Genomic DNA, 17,209 nt, shown 5'->3' on the forward strand with positions numbered 1-17,209 from the left:
CATTATAGCACAGCGATTTGAGGCTGGCAAGTATTTTTTAAATTCTTAGGGTACGTTTAACCCGATTCACTTCCCAATAGCCCATATTATTAGGTGTGTCCGTGTCCAATTTACGAAGTGATGCCATATCTGCTTCATCTAATTCGAAATCAAAGACATTGAAATTTTCTTCAATCCGCTCGCGGTGGACACTCTTAGGTATAACAATTCGGTCTAATTGCAATAGATATCTCAAACCTACTTGACTATTTGTTTTCTGATGTTTTTCTGCTATTTCAGCAATGATTGGATGTTTGAAGAAGTTATGGGCGCCTTGAGCAAGCGGGCCCCAAGCTTCCATCTTTGTGGCATAAGTTTCCATTAAAGAAGCTAGTTCAGCTTGCTGATAGAAGACATGATTTTCGACTTGATTAATGTGGGGGACGATATCCACATGGCTGACAAAATCTAAATAACGTGCAAGATAGAAATTACTGATGCCAATCGCACGAATCAGACCTTCCCGGTACAACTTCTCCAAAGCTCGATAAGCGCCGTAATAATCACCGTACGGATGGTGTAGGAGGACTAGGTCTAAATAATCAACTCCCAATCGGCGCATCGATCCATAAACGGCTTGCTCTGTTTTATCTTCTGCAAAATCACTCTCCCATATTTTGGTGGCTAGAAATATATCCTCTCTGGCAACTGGGGATTTACGAATAGCTCTGCCTACTGCCTCTTCATTCTGATAATACTGGGCCGTATCAATTGAGCGATACCCTACGGCCAATGCATCCAACACAGCCTGCTCACAAGTGGCCAAGTCTTCAATACGAAAGACACCAAAACCTACTTTGGGCATCTCTACACCATTAGATAAGCGGACGTTCTCCATGTCAAACTCCTTTCTCGATATTCCTTCCTAGGCTTCTGCTTGCTTAGGTTCTGGAATAATCTGTGCTTCACCTTTAATAACCAACTTACCATCCTGATTAAAGAAATCTGTGGCAACCGTTGCAACCGTAATGCCTGCTCTTGATTTCAAATCTTTTACTTTTGCTCGGATTGTTACGGTATCACCTACATAGACCGGCGCTTTAAATTTAAAGTTCTGACTTAAATGTACCCCACCTGCTTCGCCGTTTGGATTCAGCGCAAATAAAGCCTTCGCAACATAAATCGCGGTTAGCATCCCATGGGCAATACGTCCTTTAAATTCTGTCTGCTCAGCATATGAATCATTTAAGTGCAATGGATTATAATCGCCGGATAATTCCGCAAATTGCCTCACCCGTTCATCACTAATCACTTCCGTAATCTCAGCTGTTCGGCCAATTTCATAAGTCATATCAATACCTCGTCTCTAAATTTTCTGCTTAATCATTAATATAGCATTTTGTATTCAGAATTTCATTCATTCAACGTAAAAAACACTCAAGCTTCAAATGTATTGCACTTGACCAAGATTCATTCATTTCAAGCATACCTATAAATTAAAAAATTATACGATACTTTGCTCATTTTGTATTATAAATCCAAGTCGTCATTTAAGCAATTCCTATTAAATAGGGTTACAATATAGTTAGAAAAAAAGTAGTGATTATGTCAAATAGACAAGAAAATTCATTTAATTGGTGGAGTTTGTTCCTAGGTATTCTATACATTATTGTGGGGATTGTAAGTTTTAACTACCCTGGCGAAAGTATTCTAGCTATTGTTTATGTTTATGCGATTTTAGCCATTATTCGTGGTATTATGTTAATTATCATTCGCAACCGGATTGCTGATACTTTTTTCTTTACCTCGAATGGACTGATTGTGTTCGGTATTATTGATATTCTTATCGGAGTATTGCTCTTATTCAATGTTGAAATTGGTATAATTACGATGCCTATCCTCTTCGCTATATGGTTTATCATTGACGCCATCATGCTCATAGCAAATGTTGGCCCAATCCGCCATATTTCAACCGGGAAGTATTGGCTCTTAATTATACTTGGTGTTATCGGTGTAATCATCGGTTTCTATCTACTCTTCAACCCGATAGCAACCTTAGCCATGTTCCCAATTATGGTAGGTATTTACTTCATTGCCATGGGCGTTGCTACAATCATTGCTGTATTCTAGTATTAGTCTCATTCATCAAAAAGCTCGAAATTTCTTTAACGGAAATTTCGAGCTTTTTGGGATTAATCTTGTCCTCTAAGCGCATCAATGACTGCTTCAACAATTGCTTGAGAAGTGGCTGTTGCACCTGAGACGGTATCTATATCTAATCGGTTTTGTGTAGCGATTGCTTCTGGAATCTCTAAGAGTGCCTCAGAAGCTATTTCTGTGGATTCCTCATGGTCAATTACTTCGACTTGAGCAATCCTGCCCCCTTTAACCGTCACTATCACGGTCAATTCGCCCTTGTAGCCTTCAGCTTGACCTTTGTATGAACCATCTGGCATATCAATGACTCGGATTACTTCTGTATCGGATTTACTCTCGTCTGCCCCAGACTCAATTTCTGCCTCACTCGAGTCATCCGACAACGAACTTTCAGCTACTTCTTCAGATGATTCAAGGGATTGATTCGCATCATTGGTTGTCTCATCCTGTTCCTTTTCTTCCTTTAGGGCACTTGTACTGGTTGCTTCCTTGTTGTCTAACTCACACTCATCACTGATAGACGTATTTGCTACCGAACTTTCCACTGGGTTCTCACTCACTGGCGGGGCTTCTGCGGGTAAGGTTTCTAAATACGTTGACATAAGCGCATCGTTCACTGCCATTATGACAGCATTAGATGTCTGCGTTGCTCCTGTTATTGTATCAACTTTGGTTGAATTTGCATCTAAGATAGCTTGGATTACATCTTCAAATACTTGAGTTATATTGTCTGCACTTTCCTGATGTTCAATCACATCAATAGCAGTCATGTCACCTTGATCCACCTCTACCTCTACAGTCACATCCCCATTATAACCTTCAGCGCTCCCTTTATATGTCCCACTAATGTCTTTAGGCAAAGCCAAGGTTGCGGTGGTGTTCGGTCTAACGTCTTCAGCTTCAAGCTCGAGAACTTTTGGCATCTGGCCGCTTAAAGCGTTATTGACGGCGTGAATGACAGCTTCTGACGTAAGGGTCGCTCCTGATACTGTGTCAACCTCAGTCGTATTGGTATCCACAATTACTTGGGTCACTTCCTCCATTGCCCTTTGAGCAGCTTCTGAATCATCTTTGGCTTCCGTAATCTCAATGCCTGCTATCACACCTTCATTCAGACTTACTTCAGCCGTCAACTCTCCCTGGTAGCCCTCCGCTGTCCCAACATAGACCCCATTTGCTAAATGCTTGCTCGGTATCTCTTCAAGCATTGACTCATTATTCTCTGTAGACCTTACAAAGATAATTTCATCGGCAAATAGAAATAAAGTAGTCATCCAAACGACTAAACAAATCATCATGAGCTTTAATAGGTATTTAAGTCGATCGTTCATAAATGGTAACCTCCTTTATTTCTCTAAAAATCAAATGTATTACAATTGATACGCTCCTCTTTTACTTGAGCATACGCTAACATATGTTGAGCAGTCAGTGATACTGCTGGCAACCCACTGACAAAGAAGTAAGCTTGATCATAGAGTAGATTTAGCTGTAATTTACGCATTAATTCATCTGAGACTGCACCCAGTTTTGTTTCATCTGAAACAAGGCGGTAATAGTGTAAATAAGGGTTTTGGGCTTTCATCTCAGACAGTTCACTTAACAATGGCGTATCTTTCTTATGTGAAACTTTCCAGATAAGATGCATTTCACGCTGTGATCCTCTTTCATGTTCAAACCGCAAGACACTTAGACAAGCGGCAAAGCCTGCTTCATCACAGATGAATACATAAGGTAAGTTTGATTTTTGAGCAGTTTCTGGAAAGAAAGTTCCATACGGTCCTTCTAATACAATTTCTGAACCCTCCGGCAAAGCAGTCAAACGCTCCGTCCAAGCATCCGTTGCTTGAATCATGAATTCAATTGAATTGGGATAACGTTTCGTTCGCGCACTTGAAGCAGAAAAAGGATGACCTTCCGTAATAAATTTATGATCATGGAGGCGAATAAAGAAATAGTCACCCGCTGTATAATCCGGTATTTCACCCGTTGTAGGCGTAACTTCGATGACAGATAAGGTAGGGCTTAGACTCTCTTTGCTAACGAGCTTATATTTCGGCGTTTGATACAATTTAACTTGTCGATAAGCGTAATACATTAAGAAGCCAAACGTAAATAATGATAAGAACATGATAAATACCGCATTAGTAGGTATTGTATTAGAAGCCAAAATAGCGACATAGGCTAAAAGGATAAGTAATACGGATAAACGATGTAACCACTCGCCTATATTTCGATTATAAATTCTTCCTTGTATACTTTTCAATTTTGGCCCTACATCCATAAATAAACCAGATAGAAAGACAAGTCCCAATAATACTGCAATAGCTAGGACTAAGACAGCAATGTAGCTGACTTGCGAGAATACGGTTAAACTATCCGCTACACTACGTAACTTCCATTGGACACCAACATGAATGATAGCACTCAAGCTAATGATTAAAGACATTAGTGCTTGAATTTGATACATATGGGACAGGCCTATCCTCTTTTCGAAAAATCGTGGTCTTACCCCTATAAAAGCCACTGTAAGTAGAAACGCATAGGCTAATAAGCCTGAAGAATAGGCAATTATCTGCATCATGTTTAAAGACGCTACATCCCATAAAAATGCAGCAAGTAATATCACAAAGATTACCAAGGCTATACTGGGAAATAACCAATCCCTCCTAAAATTATTCATCAAAACCCGCTCCTTATCTACATTAATTTACCAGGCATTTAATCTAATGTAAGTTTAACAAATTTCACTAACTTTGTGTACTCATAACAAATAACCCCGACATCTATGCCGGGGCCTATAAATTATTGTCTTTGAGCTTGCTTACGTCGTAAACTGATAAATAGTGCCGTACTAATGATAAGTAAAAGTAGTGCTGTTATGAACAATTCCCAATCTTTTGCGTAATAGCGTACTGCAACACCCAAGATATACCAAATAACTGCTAGCACCACCATGACGTTTCCATATAATACATAGTAATATGCACTCAGGGCAACCATAACGATTAAAAGAATAATCGATAGCCAGAACATGAAGCGCCCTTGCCCAGCAATACCTCGATTAACGAGATACACGGATAGCGTCATCATCGTCAGAACAATACTGAGCGAAAACTGTAGACCCGCTGGATACTTAAGCAACATTGGTCGCTTACGTAAAGGAGCAGTGCCACTAATGAGCTTCACTAATTCAAGCAAACGTTGCATATAGATTAATCCGAAGATTAATGCACCTAATAGAATGTCCTGACAGAGACAGATAAGCCAAAGGATTTGAAATAAATAAATCTCAATTAATTTAGGTTGAACCAATTGCCGATAATAATTAGTAACCTGTTCATCCCCTTGCAATAAAAGATCATAGACCGTCATAAGCAAAAAGCAGATGAAGATGAGTATCCATATCCCATGTGTAAAAGGAGCCGGCAGAAAATAATTATCATTAAGCGCTAAGATGTCTAATGGACGATGTGCGAAAAACATTCCTAATCCTGAGAGAATATTGATCAAAGTCATAATGATAAACATTGTCCAACTTGCAATGCGCGTAACGTGACTAACAACTTGCATGAAATAATCCCCTCTTGGCTTTTATAGGTTTTCTTTACGAACTTGATAGAACTCCAACTCAGCAACCGTTTCGCGACCAAACATCTCGATGATTACTTTAAGTTTCTGTTGGTCTACATCCAATTCTTCGATTTCACCGGATAAGCCTGAAAAAGCGCCGTCTGTAATTTGAACCCAATCGCCTACTTCTACGTCTAAATCGATAATTGGCTTAGGTGCTTCCATTTCCCCAAGAATTACCGCTACCTCTTCTGGAAGCAGTGGTGCTGGCTTACTTCCTGCTCCATGTGATCCTACAAAGCCTGTTACACCTGGCGTATTACGTACAATAAACCATGCCTCATCGGACATAACCATCTCAACCAGCACATAGCCTGGGAATTTCTTACTTACTTTCGTTTTCTTCTCCCCATCTTTAACTTCTGTGATTTCTTCTTCGGGAACCATCACCCGGAAGATATTCTCTTCCATATCCATTGATTCCTTACGTAGCTCAATATTTTCCTTTACCTTATTTTCATACCCTGAATATGTGTGAAGAACATACCATTCTTTCGTATCCATATTTATCGTCCTTTCAATTTTGTCAAAATAAAAAACCTACCTCGAAAGTAGGTTTTTCGGTTAATTCATTATAGCAATAAGCTAAGTATAAATAAACAATTTTAAATCAGACCAATAAGCCAATCCATCAACGCGCTAAAAGCTGTATCTGTTAAGGCAAAGAAGAGTGAGAAGAAAATAATCATCAGAATAACCACCCAAGTAAAACGATTGACGTCTTTAAAACTTGGCCATGTTACCCGCTTCATCTCTTGTGCTACTTGCTTAATATAACTCATTTACTCAACCCTCACTCTCACTATTTAGTCTCTTTGTGTAATGTGTGTTTATTGCAATATTTACAGAATTTCTTTACTTCCAATCGTTGACTTTCCCCAGCCTGAGTCGGCGTCAAAGAATAGTTCCGTTGACCACACTGTGTACATGCTAGGGCCGCTTTTCGTTTCGCCAAGAACAAGTCCCCTTTCTCTCGAAAATAACACATTTAATAATAATGAAACATAGCAAGACTTGTCAAGGGGAATTCTTGCGACGTTTACTTAGGCGCCAACCTAATAACCTTGCTTGCTTATCAAGGTTTTCTGGTAATTGGGTAACATCTAGTTCTTCTTTTAGCATATCTTTTTCATTTTTGGCCTTTTTGTGAGAGTAAAAATTGCGCCCACGTTTCGGTTCCTTTTTGGCATTCTGGAATTTGCGAATCAAGCGATCCTTGGCAGCACGAAACTGTCTTTCTGTTAAAGACTCGGCTTCCATGATATCTTCTCTTGTCTCATTCTCCAAATAAAGTCGGATTAAAATTTGAAATTCTAACTTAGATAGACTTTGAATCACATCTGCATATTCTTGTCGCATAATAATTAATTCATCAATTTTATCGATATTGTCTATTTTTTGACTTTCTATTACGTGCAAGGTTTCTTCTTGATCTAAAGAAGAACCATATATGATTTGTGCTTGTTTTTTCTGCTCACGATATATCCTATTTAACCGATTATCAGCTAACGCTATAGCATAGGTCACGAAACGTACATTACGACTACACTCAAATGAGTTTACTGCATCGTTTAAACTATATAAACACTCCTGCATAATATCGTCTGCATCGTAACCAGATATGTGGTAGGTCTTTGCACGGTAAGTATAATAAGGGTTCATTTCTTCAGAAAGACGATTAAACAATTCGTCACTATAATTTGACTTCAATGTCACTACAGTTTGCTCAATAGAATCTGGATTAAACATTGTTGTACCTCTCAAATTTATTTTTTAGTTTGATCTTCTGAATTCTCCATATCAAAACGCAATTGGTCTAGCATTTCTAATTGCTCAAGTTTCCAAGGACTTCGTCGCCTTAATGCTTGATTATAATGTTGCTTAACATCAGACTGGATTTGCACCTTGGCATAATTGATTTCCATCAATAGTTCGTCTGCTGATTGTCGCAAGGCTCCTCTTTGGAAGATAAGCCACTGCTCAGCAGCATCACTTGTTGCAACGACAACCCTGTTTAAAGGATTGATAAATTTGGCCACCTCGCGCTCAATATAGGTGTCCGCTGTTTCTCCTTCTTGCGTGAAAACAACCTGCACTTCGTATTCTTCATAGGTATTTGAAATCCCAGGTACAAATTGGGCGTCAAATACTACGAATACACTGATATCCCGATATTTCCGGTAATTGGAGAGTTCAAACAAGAGCAAATCTCGCGCAGCTGCGATTTCATCTTGGTCTTTCAAGTTTGAAAGCTGAGGCCAGGCACCAATCATATTATAACCATCTACAAAGAGAATATCTTGACGTTTCATCGCATTAAATTCCCTTAATAGAAGCAATTCGATGTCTAGCTACCTCATACATGAAGATTCCTGCTGCTACACTTGCATTCAAGCTCTGAACATGACCCGTCATTGGAATGGTGACTGTTCCATCACAAGCTTTTAATAAACTTGCGGAAACACCTGAGCCTTCATTGCCAATAACAACTGCTATCGACCCATGGCTATCCCACTGACGAATGTCTTCACCTTCCATCGCACTAGCAAAAACCCAGACACCTTTATCTTGAAGCTTCTTGACTGTTTGACTTAAATTAGTCACACGAATCACCGGCACATGCTCAATAGCACCCGTGGATACTTTTGCAACAGTACCCGTTAGCGTTGCTGAACGTCTTTTAGGTAGAATAATACCATGTACGCCCATTGCATCAGCTGTTCGGATAATTGAGCCAAGATTATGGGGATCTTCAATTTCATCCAAGATGAAAAGGAAAGGAGCTTCGCCACGTTGCTCAGCAAGATTAAACGCATCCTCCAAATTTGCATAAGCATATGCCGGCAAACTTAACACGACTCCCTGATGGTTGCCGTCTTGTGTAAGGGCATCGAGCTTTGCTTTAGGTACCTCTTGTAGGATAAGATTACGTTGTTTCACTAATTTAAATATATCAGAAAATTGATTTTTTTCCATCCCTTTTTGAAAAAAGACTTTATTTATTTGTCGTTTTTCTTTCAAAGCTTCACGGACAGCATGTTTACCGTAAATAATCTCATCTGAAAAATCTGCTTGCTGTGTCATCCACCTACTCCTCTCTATTTAGATATTCTATAGCTGCATGGATCAGTTCATTTAATCGGTTCGTCTGTTTGGCTAAATATAAATAGGCCATAAGCGATTCGAAGCCAGTCGCTTGCCGGTAATCGCCAATACTGGCATTCTTAGCCTTCGTATTCGCCTTATGATTTCTACCTCGCTTATAGTAGCTTATTTCTACTTCATCTAATACATCTTCTTTTAGCCAATGTTGCATTACTTTTGCTTGTCCAGTAGCTGAAACATAGCGAACAGCTGCTTTCTGTAATTGGTTGGGATGAGTGATACCTTCTTGGAGTAAATATTCGCGAATATGCACTTCAAAAATTGCATCACCTAAATAGGCAAGGGTTGCACCATTTAATAAAGCATAATTTACATCCATTACGCATCCCTCTTCCAAAGCGTTCCCTGAGGTGTGTCATCTAAGCTGATACCCTGCGCTTTCAACGCATCGCGAATCGCGTCCGCTCTAGCAAAATCACGGTTCGCTCTTGCTTCATTCCGCTCATCAATCATAGCCTGAATGTCATTATCCAATAGGTCATCTTCATTTTTTATCTCTATGCCAAAGATATACAATAGCTCCTTCAAGCTTGCTTGCATAACCTGAATGATTTGTAAAGCAACGTGTTCTTGGGTCAAGTATATATTAATAAATTTAATAAAATCAAAGATGACAGTTAAACCATTGGCCGCATTAAAGTCATCATCCATTGCTGCCTTAAAGTCATTTTCAAAGGTTTGGATACGTTCTAGATAGTGATTTAACTCATTTGAATCCACTTCACTCAAACCATCTGACTGCTCTTGGCGCTTTTGTAGACGACGCAATACTTCTTTGATACGGTTAATCTGAGTTTTCGCTTCATCCAAAGCTTTCTGGTCGTAGCGTAAAGGCTTGCGGTAATGGACACTCGCCAAGAGATACCGGACTACCACTGGATCCACCTCTTGTAATAACTCGCGTAAAAGCACAAAATTACCGAGTGACTTACTCATCTTTTCTTCGTCTTGACCAAAGGTCACAAATCCATTGTGCATCCAATAATTGGAGAACTTATGCCCTGTATGGCACTCACTTTGTGCAATTTCATTTTCATGGTGAGGAAATTCTAAATCTTGGCCACCTCCGTGGATATCTAGTGTTTCTCCTAAGTATTTGGTCGACATAACCGAACACTCAATATGCCAACCTGGACGACCAGCCCCCCAGGGTGAATTCCAACTAATCTCATCATCCGTCTTAACAGCTTTCCATAAGGCGAAATCAACAGGATTTTCCTTGCGTTGAGTCTCCTCAATTTCCGTACGTAAACTTGCCCCCGCCATCAAGTCTTCTAGGGATTGCTGAGATAATTCACCGTAACTTTCGAAACTTTCCGTACGAAAGTATACATCCCCGTCTGACACATAGGCGTGACCTTTTTCGATGAGACTTTCTATAAACGTAATAATCTCTGGAATGTTATCTTTAACCCGGGGATGCACTGTAGCTCGCTTAACATTTAGTGCACCTGTGTCTTCAAAGAAGGCCTCAATGTATTTATCAGCCAATGCCTCTGTTGTAAGGTCTTCTTCTTTAGCGGCTTTGATAATTTTATCGTCGACATCCGTAAAGTTAGAAACATAGTTCACTTCATAGCCACGGTACTCAAGATATTTACGAATCGTATCAAATGCTACTGTACTACGTGCGTTACCAATATGGATATAATTATAAACCGTAGGCCCACATACATACATCTTTACTTTACCATGCTCAATTGGTTGAAAGGTTTCTTTAGTACGACTTAACGTATTGTATATTTGAATTGCCATCATCCATCTCCTTCTCATCACCCATGTTTCGCTACCATAAGTTGCGACTTAGCGCAACTTTAAAGTTCCTTTTAGGTTTCCCTAATTCTGTTTAATGAAAAAGCGACAGCTACTGTCTACTCAGTAACTATCGCCCAACAATCAATCTTCTATAATTGAGTTTTCACCTGAGAAATATGATCGAGGGTCTTCTCTTTCCCTAATAAAGAAATTACACTCGCCAATTCTGGTCCATGCATTTGGCCACTTACGGCAATACGAATTGGCATAAATAATTTCCGACCTTTGATACCTGTGTCTTTCTGCACTTCTTTAATAAGCGGTTTAATAGCTTCCTCAGTATAATCACCTGCAGGAAGAGCCGTTAACTTGGCTTCAATGCTTTCAATAACCACAGGTGCGGTCTCATTATCACATTCAGCAATCGCTGATTCACTGAGGTGCAACTCATCATTAAAGAATAGTGTACTCAGTTCAACAATTTCAGCCCCATATGATAATTCCTCATGGTAAAGAGAGACTAACTTCTCAACCCATGCTTCTTCTGTTGCAGATAATTCTTCCGGAATAAGACCTTCAGCTTGTAAGTGAGGCTTAGCCAATTCAACGACGCGATTTAAATCAGTCGCTTTCATATATTGGTTATTAATCCATTCTAATTTCTTTGTATCAAAAGAAGCAGGTGAAGTTGATAGACGATTTACATCGAAAATTTCAATCAATTCTTCACGGCTGTAAATTTCATCCTCTCCCTTAGGTGACCAACCTAAAAGTGCAATAAAGTTAAACATAGCTTCAGGCAAATAACCTAATTTACGGTATTGCTCAATAAATTGAAGGATGCCTCCATCGCGTTTACTTAATTTCTTGTTCGTCTCTGAATTAACAATCAAGGTCATATGGCCAAACTCTGGTTGTGACCAACCAAAGGCATCATAAATCATCATTTGCTTAGGCGTATTGGCAATATGATCATCACCTCGTAGTACATGCGTAATAGCCATGTAATGATCATCCACAGCTACTGCGAAGTTATAGGTAGGCATACCGTCTTTCTTCTGGATAACCCAGTCACCTGAAATAGATTGAGACTCAAAGCGAATAGGTCCTTTAACCATATCATTAAATTCATAAACCGTGTTTTCTGGAACCCGGAAACGAATAGCTGGAACCCGTCCTTCCGCTTCAAAAGCAGCTTGTTCCTCTTCGGTTAAATGAGCGTGTTGTCCACCATAATGAGGCATTTCACCGCGTGCTCTTTGTGCTTCCCGCTCTGCTTCTAATTCTTCCTCTGTCATATAGCACTTATATGCTTTATCTTCAGCTAAAAGTTGCTCGATTAATGGCCGATAAATATCCAGCCGTTCAGATTGACGATAAGGACCATATTCCCCCGGATTAACCGCTGACTCATCCCAGTCAATACCTAACCAACTTAAATTCTCTAATTGACTCGCTTCCCCATGAGCTAAATTACGCTTCGTATCCGTATCTTCTGTACGAATTACAAAATCTCCATCATTATGTCTAGCAAATAAATAGTTAAATAAAGCAGTCCGAGCATTCCCAATGTGTAGCTCTCCTGTTGGACTCGGTGCATATCTTACGCGAATTTTATCACTCATATTCAAACTCCTTTTCTCATTGTCTCGTTTATTATAAGCTTATCCATCCTTGTTTACAAATTGATCTTAGATGTTTTAAATAGGCTTAGCAAAAATCATCCGTCCCGCTGCCGTCTGTAAGGCACTCGTTACTATCACAGAAATCTCTTCATTCATATAATTCTGACCGTCTTCAACTACAATCATCGTGCCATCATCCAAATAAGCTACACCTTGCTTGCGTTCTGTTCCGGCCTTAATAATAAATACTGATAGTTCCTCACCGGGTATTAGAATAGGTTTGAGAGCATTCGCCAATTCATTAATATTAAAGACAGTAATATTCTGGAATTCACACACTTTATTTAAATTATAATCATTCGTTACGACAACCGCATCAATCATCTTAGCCAGACGAACCAATTTGCTATCCACATCGGTCAAATCATCAAAGTCACCTTCATAAGACTCAAGAGATACGTTCGCATCACTTTGTAATTCATTGAGAATATCTAACCCACGTCGACCCTTAGCCCGTTTAAGATTATCAGAAGAGTCCGCAATCAATTGTAATTCATGCAGAACAAAATTAGGGATTAATAACGTGCCTTCAATAAAGTTTGTTCGCACAATATCAACAATCCGCCCATCAATAATCACGCTGGTATCTAAAAGTTTATAAGGTTGGAAATTTTCATGCGGTGTATTGACAGGTTCCTGAGGCAATTCTACCTCTTCTTTTATAGGCTGCACATCTTCTGCTTTATTTTTTTCACCCTGGCGTAATAGTTTCCAATTCTCAAAAGAATCGATAATTTCTTCTTCTCGACTTCTTACCGTTTGATAACCAACAAGTGCTAAAACAATCGAAGAAACCACTGGTAAAGTCGTAGATAGAAAAGGGATATTCAAAGCTGTAAAAGGTAATGAAACTAAGTAACCAATCACTAAACCAATTAATGTGCCAATAGTATGAATAACCAAACTAAGTGGTCTTTGCCGATTAATCCAATCAATTAACCGTGAAATCGTTCGTTCGATAATTGGTGCAATCAGAAGTCCCAATAGAATAAAAATAAAACCAAATATAACTGCATTAATCAAGGGATTACCCAGGAATTGATTGCTCACATCCATGCTCATCCAAATAGCTGGACCTACTGTAATACCGAAACTCAAGCCGATAATGCCACTCAATAACGTAATAATTTTGCGATACATTTATTTCACCTCCATCTAAGTCGGAAAGACAATGGAAATAGCCTGTCGAACCGTTCGCACAGGAATAATTTCAATAGCTAAATCAATATCTAAGTCTTCATAGTTCGTTTGTGGTATAAAAACTCGTTTAAAGCCTAATTTATGTGCTTCTTTTATTCTTTCCTTCACCTGACTAACCCGGCGAACTTCTCCGGTTAAGCCAATTTCGCCAATAAAACAATCTTTAATATCAATAGCCTTCTCCCAATAACTCGATGCAATACTTACAGCAATCGCCAAATCAATCGCTGGTTCGTTCAAACGAACGCCCCCAGTGGTTTTAAAGAAAGCATCTTGATTTTGGACTAAGAGTCCACAATGCTTTTCCATAACTGCCAACATCAGGTTCACTCGTTGGTAATCAATGCCACTGACTGTTCGTCTAGCGTTTCCGAATACGGTCGGCGTCATTAAAGATTGAATCTCGGCTAACATAACCCGGGTTCCTTCAAGCGATGGTATAACAGCTGAGCCTGTGGCACCCGGAATTCGCTCTTCAAGAAATAATTGCGAAGGATTCGCTACTTCTTGTAGGCCCGTATCCTGCATCTCAAATACACCCATCTCATGTGTAGAACCAAAACGATTTTTCACCGCTCTTAAGATACGGAAGCGATTAAATTCCTCTCCTTCAAAGTAGAGCACTGTATCTACCATATGCTCTAACATCCGAGGTCCTGCAATATTTCCTTCCTTGGTTACATGGCCTACGATGAAGATAGCAATATGATTTTCTTTAGCAATGCGCATTAAAGTCGCAGTAGCTTCGCGGACTTGCGCTACGCTTCCAGCCACACCATTATGTTCTGGGACTTGCATGGTTTGGATGGAATCAATCACAACAAAATCAGGAGCAAGTCTTTGTATTTCCTGGGCAATAATCGTTAAATCAGTCTCAGACATTAAGTAAAATTCATCGTTGGTCACGTCTAAGCGTTCAGCTCTAAGCTTAATTTGCGAAAGACTTTCCTCACCAGAAACATAGAGAATATTCTCCTTGTTATTAGCTAGTTGAATCGAAATTTGTAAGAGCAAGGTTGACTTACCAATACCAGGATCTCCTCCAATCAGTACCAATGACCCTGGAACAATACCACCACCTAAAACGCGGTCAAATTCCTGGGACTGAGTTTTGATTCGATTCTCCTGACTCGCTTGAATATCTTTTAAGGTATAGGCTCCAGGCGCTGTCTCATTCTTAGCAATACTAACCTGAATTGCTGGCTTGTTTGATGGCGCAACTTGTAGTTGCTCTTCCATCTGGTTCCAAGCACCACAATTAGGACATTTGCCCAACCACTTAGGGGATTCATAACCACAGGCCAAACATTCGTAAATCGTTCGTTTCTTGGCCAATTATGCTTCCTCCTGCAGGTGATTATTATCATCGGAAGAACCAAAACCACCACTTCTAACCGCTTGGCCGCCTTCATCGCCATCTATCAGTAAAAACGGAACAAATATTCCCTGAGCAATGCGATCTCCTTTACGAATAGTATAGTCACTTAAACCAAAATTAATTAACTGAACATAAATATGTCCTTCATTGGATGGATTATTATAATAATCTGCATCAATCACACCAAAGCCATTCGGTAACATAAGACGTCGCTTAAGGGGATTGCTGGAGCGATTTACAATTTGCAAATACTCATCTTCTTGCATATAAGCTTTTAAACCAGTCGGCACAAGGGTTGGCTGAAGTATCTCTGCCTCTGTGGCTCTCGATGTGTCCTGGCCGCTCCCATGAATCCATTGTTTCAATTCTAAAGCCACGTGCTTAAAAATTTGCTTATAGAAACTTGGCAATACAACATCTTCTGCCGCGGCAATGTCATAGCCTGCAGCATGTGTGGTCGCTCTTTGAGGTAACTCGATATTTTGCGCTTGATAGGCTTGAATAACTTCAAAGCCGCGTTTTCTCTCTTGACTCACTTTATCATCCCTTCAATTAACTACTGACCTTATCATAGCAAACTTTTACGAATAGGTGGATGATTCTTTTAGATTTTTCACAAAATAAAACAGAATATTCACAATTACTTTATAGCTTTAGTTTTTCTTCCTTTAAGCAAAAATAGATCCCTCTTCAACCATCAAAACGAGACAGTTGAGAAGGGCACTATCTTAAGACAATTGCGTAGGTTATGCTTGGTAATTGTCAACGGCTTCCTGGTTGATCCATACTGAAACAGATCCTGGCCCCACTGGAAACAGACCGTCTCCATTCTCATCGATTTCTACAACTGCATCATTATTTCCCAAATAATCAACAAATTTTTTGCCTGAATTTGCCCGGCCCATATGCATTTGCTTTTCACTCATATCCCCATTGGTCATAATTACGGCTAGACCATTCGGAAATTCATCGTTACCCAAACGGGTCCAACCAATACACTGTGCATCATCGAAATAACGTATTTCTTCTCCATAGGCATGATACTTACGCAAATAAAGCAAACCATCTAATTCATACTGTAAGCCATCAAATGGATGCTCATTCTTCACACCATAATAATCCCCATAAAAAATCGTAGGGTTACCATCTTGTAACAGTAAAATCATCGCATAAGCTAATGGCTTGAACCATGGCTCAACCGACGCTTCCAGTGATTGCCCCCACTGGGTATCATGATTTTCTACAAAGGTAACGGCATTCCAAGGCTGCTCGTTAAGGAGACTTCCATCTAAGATTTTACGCATATCATAACTTCCACCTGCTTTACTCGCCATGAAGAAATTATTATGTAAGGAGACATCTACCAATTTAAATATATAATCCACATCTTGTAAATATCCACCCTCACCATCATAATCGGGATCCCAATATTCACCAAACACATAGAAATCATCTCCGTATTTTTCTTTCACATGTTTAATAAATTGCTCCATAAAATCACGGTCAATGTGTTTGATAGCGTCTAGACGGAAACCTTCAACTTCTGTTTCTTCAATATACCACTCGACCCATTTTAAAGTCTCTTCAACAACCTCTGGCTCACTATAATCCACGTCACAGAACATGAGATAATCATAGTTTCCTTTTTCGTCATCGACTGATTCATTGTCAGCCCAACCATGATTCTCATCCATAATCATAAAGATGCCGGTCTCTTCATTTAATGCATCATAATCAATACCGGAAAAGTGATAATAGTGCCAAGTAAAATCACTATATTTCCCCTTGCGTCCTGGGAAAGTGAAATGAGTCCAGCCCTCAATTTCATAAACATCAGAAATTGGTTGTTGGCGATTATTTGGATCCATCTTCAGGACGGGAAAGCGTTCCTTTTCATCCCCATTAGCTCGGTGATTCAACACCACATCTGCAATCGGTTTGATTCCTTGATCTTTCAAAGCTCGGATTGCTTGTATATACTCATCTTTCGTACCGTATTTAGTCCGAACAGTTCCTTGTTGGTCGAATTCACCCAAATCATATAAGTCATACACCCCATAACCTACATCATTCGTTCCGGTACCTTTAAAAGCCGGAGGCATCCATAGATGGGTTATGCCCAATTCATTCAAATGTTCAGCATCCTCAGCAAGTTGTTGCCAGAGCTTTCCATCATCATCTAAATACCACTCAAAATATTGCATTACTGCCGTATTAAAAGCCATATCACAACCTCTTTTCTTCTTTATAGATAAATTGT

Annotated in this window: 19 protein-coding genes; 1 reads left to right on the forward strand and 18 read right to left on the reverse strand. The window is 39.5% G+C overall.

Annotation, left to right across the window (positions count from 1 at the left end):
* Positions 1-37: 37 nt before the first annotated feature.
* Positions 38-877, reverse strand: a complete 840-nt coding sequence (locus CL176_RS11995) for an aldo/keto reductase (protein ID WP_118991500.1) — start codon at positions 875-877, stop codon at positions 38-40.
* Positions 878-904: 27 nt separating this feature from the next.
* Positions 905-1,330 carry a MaoC family dehydratase gene (locus CL176_RS12000; protein WP_118991501.1) on the reverse strand — a complete coding sequence of 142 codons (426 nt, stop codon included), beginning with the start codon at positions 1,328-1,330 and terminating at the stop codon, positions 905-907.
* Positions 1,331-1,584: 254 nt separating this feature from the next.
* On the opposite strand from CL176_RS12000, the gene CL176_RS12005 reads away from it, so the two are divergent.
* The gene (locus CL176_RS12005; RefSeq protein ID WP_118991502.1) at positions 1,585-2,109 is read left to right on the forward strand and encodes an HdeD family acid-resistance protein; all 525 of its coding nucleotides are present in this window, start codon (positions 1,585-1,587) and stop codon (positions 2,107-2,109) included.
* 62 nt (positions 2,110-2,171) lie between these two features.
* On the opposite strand, the gene CL176_RS12010 is transcribed toward CL176_RS12005, so the two are convergent.
* The 16 genes from CL176_RS12010 to CL176_RS12085 all read right to left on the reverse strand — a co-directional run bounded on the left by CL176_RS12010 (position 2,172) and on the right by CL176_RS12085 (position 17,174).
* On the reverse strand, positions 2,172-3,467 hold the full coding sequence (locus tag CL176_RS12010) for an FMN-binding protein (protein WP_118991503.1): 1,296 nt from the start codon (positions 3,465-3,467) through the stop codon (positions 2,172-2,174).
* A gap of 23 nt (positions 3,468-3,490) precedes the next feature.
* Positions 3,491-4,603 (reverse strand): ferric reductase-like transmembrane domain-containing protein, encoded by a 1,113-nt coding sequence (locus CL176_RS12015; protein ID WP_162890977.1) that lies wholly within the window; start codon positions 4,601-4,603, stop codon positions 3,491-3,493.
* A 335-nt stretch (positions 4,604-4,938) separates the two neighbouring features.
* Entirely contained in the window at positions 4,939-5,706 is a 768-nt protein-coding gene (locus tag CL176_RS12020; protein ID WP_118991505.1) for a hypothetical protein, read from the reverse strand.
* A gap of 21 nt (positions 5,707-5,727) precedes the next feature.
* The gene (gene nusG, locus CL176_RS12025; RefSeq protein WP_118991506.1) at positions 5,728-6,270 is read right to left on the reverse strand and encodes a transcription termination/antitermination protein NusG; all 543 of its coding nucleotides are present in this window, start codon (positions 6,268-6,270) and stop codon (positions 5,728-5,730) included.
* 101 nt (positions 6,271-6,371) lie between these two features.
* Positions 6,372-6,548: a preprotein translocase subunit SecE gene (gene secE, locus CL176_RS12030; RefSeq protein ID WP_118991507.1), complete on the reverse strand. Its 177-nt coding sequence runs from the start codon at positions 6,546-6,548 to the stop codon at positions 6,372-6,374.
* A 20-nt stretch (positions 6,549-6,568) separates the two neighbouring features.
* Positions 6,569-6,721, reverse strand: a complete 153-nt coding sequence (gene rpmG / locus CL176_RS12035; RefSeq protein ID WP_118991508.1) for a 50S ribosomal protein L33 — start codon at positions 6,719-6,721, stop codon at positions 6,569-6,571.
* 62 nt (positions 6,722-6,783) lie between these two features.
* Positions 6,784-7,515, reverse strand: a complete 732-nt coding sequence (locus CL176_RS12040) for a sigma-70 family RNA polymerase sigma factor (protein ID WP_118991509.1) — start codon at positions 7,513-7,515, stop codon at positions 6,784-6,786.
* Between the two features lie 17 nt (positions 7,516-7,532).
* Positions 7,533-8,078, reverse strand: coding sequence for an NYN domain-containing protein (locus CL176_RS12045; protein ID WP_118991510.1), 546 nt, complete (start codon positions 8,076-8,078; stop codon positions 7,533-7,535).
* Positions 8,079-8,082: 4 nt separating this feature from the next.
* Entirely contained in the window at positions 8,083-8,850 is a 768-nt protein-coding gene (gene rlmB / locus CL176_RS12050; RefSeq protein WP_118991511.1) for a 23S rRNA (guanosine(2251)-2'-O)-methyltransferase RlmB, read from the reverse strand.
* Between the two features lie 4 nt (positions 8,851-8,854).
* The gene (locus CL176_RS12055) at positions 8,855-9,250 is read right to left on the reverse strand and encodes a Mini-ribonuclease 3 (protein ID WP_118991512.1); all 396 of its coding nucleotides are present in this window, start codon (positions 9,248-9,250) and stop codon (positions 8,855-8,857) included.
* A complete protein-coding gene (cysS, locus tag CL176_RS12060) occupies positions 9,250-10,686 on the reverse strand; it encodes a cysteine--tRNA ligase (RefSeq protein ID WP_118991513.1) in 1,437 nt (478 codons plus the stop codon). Before cysS ends, CL176_RS12055 begins: the two co-directional genes overlap by 1 nt.
* Positions 10,687-10,835: 149 nt before the next feature.
* Positions 10,836-12,311, reverse strand: a complete 1,476-nt coding sequence (gltX, locus tag CL176_RS12065) for a glutamate--tRNA ligase (protein WP_118991514.1) — start codon at positions 12,309-12,311, stop codon at positions 10,836-10,838.
* Between the two features lie 75 nt (positions 12,312-12,386).
* Positions 12,387-13,511, reverse strand: a complete 1,125-nt coding sequence (locus CL176_RS12070; protein WP_118991515.1) for a PIN/TRAM domain-containing protein — start codon at positions 13,509-13,511, stop codon at positions 12,387-12,389.
* 15 nt (positions 13,512-13,526) lie between these two features.
* A complete protein-coding gene (radA, locus tag CL176_RS12075) occupies positions 13,527-14,906 on the reverse strand; it encodes a DNA repair protein RadA (protein WP_118991516.1) in 1,380 nt (459 codons plus the stop codon).
* Positions 14,907-15,485 (reverse strand): dCTP deaminase/dUTPase family protein, encoded by a 579-nt coding sequence (locus tag CL176_RS12080; protein ID WP_118991517.1) that lies wholly within the window; start codon positions 15,483-15,485, stop codon positions 14,907-14,909.
* Positions 15,486-15,695: 210 nt separating this feature from the next.
* Positions 15,696-17,174, reverse strand: coding sequence for an alpha-amylase (locus CL176_RS12085; protein WP_118991518.1), 1,479 nt, complete (start codon positions 17,172-17,174; stop codon positions 15,696-15,698).
* Positions 17,175-17,209 lie beyond the last annotated feature (35 nt).

This window comes from Suicoccus acidiformans (assembly GCF_003546865.1).
Taxonomy (GTDB): domain Bacteria; phylum Bacillota; class Bacilli; order Lactobacillales; family Aerococcaceae; genus Suicoccus; species Suicoccus acidiformans.

Coding starts and splice junctions, on each gene's coding strand:
- cysS (WP_118991513.1), bottom strand. CDS start 10,686: ATGGCAATTCAAATATACAATACGTTAAGTCGTACTAAAGAAACCTTT.
- CL176_RS11995 (WP_118991500.1), bottom strand. CDS start 877: ATGGAGAACGTCCGCTTATCTAATGGTGTAGAGATGCCCAAAGTAGGT.
- rlmB (WP_118991511.1), bottom strand. CDS start 8,850: ATGACACAGCAAGCAGATTTTTCAGATGAGATTATTTACGGTAAACAT.
- CL176_RS12055 (WP_118991512.1), bottom strand. CDS start 9,250: ATGGATGTAAATTATGCTTTATTAAATGGTGCAACCCTTGCCTATTTA.
- CL176_RS12020 (WP_118991505.1), bottom strand. CDS start 5,706: ATGCAAGTTGTTAGTCACGTTACGCGCATTGCAAGTTGGACAATGTTT.
- CL176_RS12000 (WP_118991501.1), bottom strand. CDS start 1,330: ATGACTTATGAAATTGGCCGAACAGCTGAGATTACGGAAGTGATTAGT.
- CL176_RS12005 (WP_118991502.1), top strand. CDS start 1,585: ATGTCAAATAGACAAGAAAATTCATTTAATTGGTGGAGTTTGTTCCTA.
- CL176_RS12045 (WP_118991510.1), bottom strand. CDS start 8,078: ATGAAACGTCAAGATATTCTCTTTGTAGATGGTTATAATATGATTGGT.
- nusG (WP_118991506.1), bottom strand. CDS start 6,270: ATGGATACGAAAGAATGGTATGTTCTTCACACATATTCAGGGTATGAA.
- CL176_RS12070 (WP_118991515.1), bottom strand. CDS start 13,511: ATGTATCGCAAAATTATTACGTTATTGAGTGGCATTATCGGCTTGAGT.
- CL176_RS12010 (WP_118991503.1), bottom strand. CDS start 3,467: ATGAACGATCGACTTAAATACCTATTAAAGCTCATGATGATTTGTTTA.
- CL176_RS12085 (WP_118991518.1), bottom strand. CDS start 17,174: ATGGCTTTTAATACGGCAGTAATGCAATATTTTGAGTGGTATTTAGAT.
- gltX (WP_118991514.1), bottom strand. CDS start 12,311: ATGAGTGATAAAATTCGCGTAAGATATGCACCGAGTCCAACAGGAGAG.
- CL176_RS12040 (WP_118991509.1), bottom strand. CDS start 7,515: ATGTTTAATCCAGATTCTATTGAGCAAACTGTAGTGACATTGAAGTCA.
- CL176_RS12015 (WP_162890977.1), bottom strand. CDS start 4,603: ATGTATCAAATTCAAGCACTAATGTCTTTAATCATTAGCTTGAGTGCT.
- secE (WP_118991507.1), bottom strand. CDS start 6,548: ATGAGTTATATTAAGCAAGTAGCACAAGAGATGAAGCGGGTAACATGG.